The organism is Neisseria sp. HMSC067G12 (genome assembly GCF_001812725.1).
Classification (GTDB): Bacteria; Pseudomonadota; Gammaproteobacteria; order Burkholderiales; family Neisseriaceae; genus Neisseria; species Neisseria perflava.
The window spans coordinates 1-2,136 of record NZ_KV810206.1; the positions used below are offsets into that span (position 1 = coordinate 1).

Annotated in this window: 3 protein-coding genes; all 3 read right to left on the reverse strand. The window is 38.1% G+C overall.

Going from position 1 to position 2,136, the window contains the following annotated elements; translation table 11 throughout:
* Positions 1 to 398: 398 nt before the first annotated feature.
* A complete protein-coding gene (locus HMPREF2871_RS11480) occupies positions 399 to 752 on the reverse strand; it encodes a hypothetical protein (protein WP_049343568.1) in 354 nt (117 codons plus the stop codon).
* Positions 753 to 782: 30 nt separating this feature from the next.
* Positions 783 to 1,205 (reverse strand): hypothetical protein, encoded by a 423-nt coding sequence (locus tag HMPREF2871_RS07415; protein WP_049230545.1) that lies wholly within the window; start codon positions 1,203 to 1,205, stop codon positions 783 to 785.
* 8 nt (positions 1,206 to 1,213) lie between these two features.
* Positions 1,214 to 2,136 (reverse strand): RHS repeat-associated core domain-containing protein (locus HMPREF2871_RS12130; protein ID WP_283117060.1); only part of this gene is annotated, 923 nt, incomplete at its 5' end.

Consider the following 2,136-nt stretch of genomic DNA (forward strand, 5'->3'; position numbering starts at 1 on the left):
CAAAGAGTGGGAAGGGGATGGGTGGAACGGAAGGCGGAGCGGGAGGAGGCGGCCAACAGAAATCGGGGACGGTAAAGACAACGCGGAACTTGCTGCTTTTACGGGCGATTTTATTGACGGCCATTGGGTGCTCCTGTTGGGGGGATGGGGTCGTCTGAAAGGAGGGGGAGACGACCTTACGGGGCGTTAGAGCTTGGGAAAACCTATGTTTACTCAGTATCTCTAATATTCATATTTCCTGGTGAAATACCTACTTCTGATTCTACAAAAAGTTCCCCATCCTCCTCTACGATAAATGAATTTCCAGTTCTAAATATTAAATTATATAATCCCTCATAAAATTTACCTCCCAAATAATATAAATTTCCAGAATCAGGAATAAAATAAATTCTTCCCAGTTAATCAATAAGGATTTCTCGGTTATCTGCAAAGCCGAAATTTCTTAATTTTTTGCCAATAGATTTTTGATAAAAAATATAATCCTCATCATCTATCGAATAGTCAACTAAGGTATTTGTAGTTTCCCCAAAGTTATGCAGTACCGTAGATAGAAAGATGCGTCCATTACTACGATAATAAGCGTCATAGCTAATTGTTAAATACCATATTTCTCTTAGAAATTTTTTTACATTATCAGGTAACTCCTCTAAATGGTGGGGTAGAGAATCTAAAATAATTTCTCTATTCTCATACCAGCCTGAAGCAATCATTTTCTTAAAAAAATCTGAGTGTATTTCGTATGGTTGTTTCATAAATACTTCTTATTATTTTACTGTAGTATTTTAGAATGAAATATTCAGCCTTATTGACGCCTGTTTGGAGTCATAGATGAACAAAAGGGAATTCCATGCCAATTCAGGTCCTTTAAATTCGAGTACTGGAGCACTTTTTAGTACACAATATGATTTTAAAGAAGGATATAAATTAAGAAAATTTTGAATAATTTTTGATTCTAAGATGTTTTTAGTTAAATAAAAATAGTCATTGAATAAGATATCAATTTCTTTTTTGTATATGTCAATAAATATTTTTCCTTCTTCTCCAAGGTAATAAATATTTTCTTGAAATAAATAAATACCTTCTTGTATATTTTTAAAATTTATTAATTTAGTTTTTTCTTTAATGTCTTTAATATCATTAAAGTTTAAGGAGAGATTATTGATGACAATGTTTTTTTGTTGTATAAATAATTTAATTTGATTCATATGTAATTTTACCTCCTAAAAGATCGAAGTTTGCCAGTACTTGTTAATTTCGGTTTATCTATATCTCGAATATAATATTGGGTTGCTCCCCCATCGCCATATTTTTTATTTGCTTTTGCTTTTGATTTTCCTACGCAAATATCTTCTTCTACTACAAATATATGTAATTGTTTTCTCATGTCACGTGCGGCATTAGCATTTCCACTATGTCTCACCTGTACAGAATCGTTAAATGCTCTGGCATTTCCTCTTGCAGAACGTACAGCGTATCCTCGAACAAAATAATTCCCAGGGGCAGAAGCCATACCTGCCGGCCCATGTGGATACAGTGTAAACAATATTGTCCCTTTTTCTAGGACAACATTTTTCCAATTATCCACACCTGGATAGTCCTTACTTCCTTGCCAGCCAGCCGCTTCACCGGCAGGATCTTGTCCTGCACATGGATCATTACATGTTCCAGGCGATTTTTTAGAACTTAACCCTAATGGGTCAGCCCACATTTGACTGTTTTGTAAAGCCCAATAGAGGTTACTACCACCAGCCAATCCAATCGGATCCTGATTCACAAACCGACCCGCATCAGGCTCATAATACCTGAAGAAGTTGTAATGCAGCCCTGTCTCACGGTCAGCGTACTGGTTTTGCAATCGGAAGGGTTGGTATGCGTTATACGTTACCTTGGTTTCCTCTTTCAGACGACCCCAGCCGGTGTAGTTGCCGAACCATAAGAGGTTGCCGTCCTTATCGGTCATCTCTCTCGGGATACCGATTTGGTCGCAGTGGAAGTAGTGGGTTTGCTGTTTGCTTTCACCATCTTCGTTGGTCCAGTTGCATACCTGCGCCAAGGGTTCGTAGCTGTCGGGATCGGTGTAGAGATAGGTATACCTGCCGTCAGGGTGGACTTCCTGCAAGAGGTGGCTGCCGTCCC

What these genes read in the sequence shown, in the direction of transcription:
- HMPREF2871_RS11480 (WP_049343568.1), bottom strand. Translation starts at nt 752, where the DNA reads ATGAAACAACCATACGAAATACACTCAGATTTTTTTAAGAAAATGATT.
- HMPREF2871_RS07415 (WP_049230545.1), bottom strand. Translation starts at nt 1,205, where the DNA reads ATGAATCAAATTAAATTATTTATACAACAAAAAAACATTGTCATCAAT.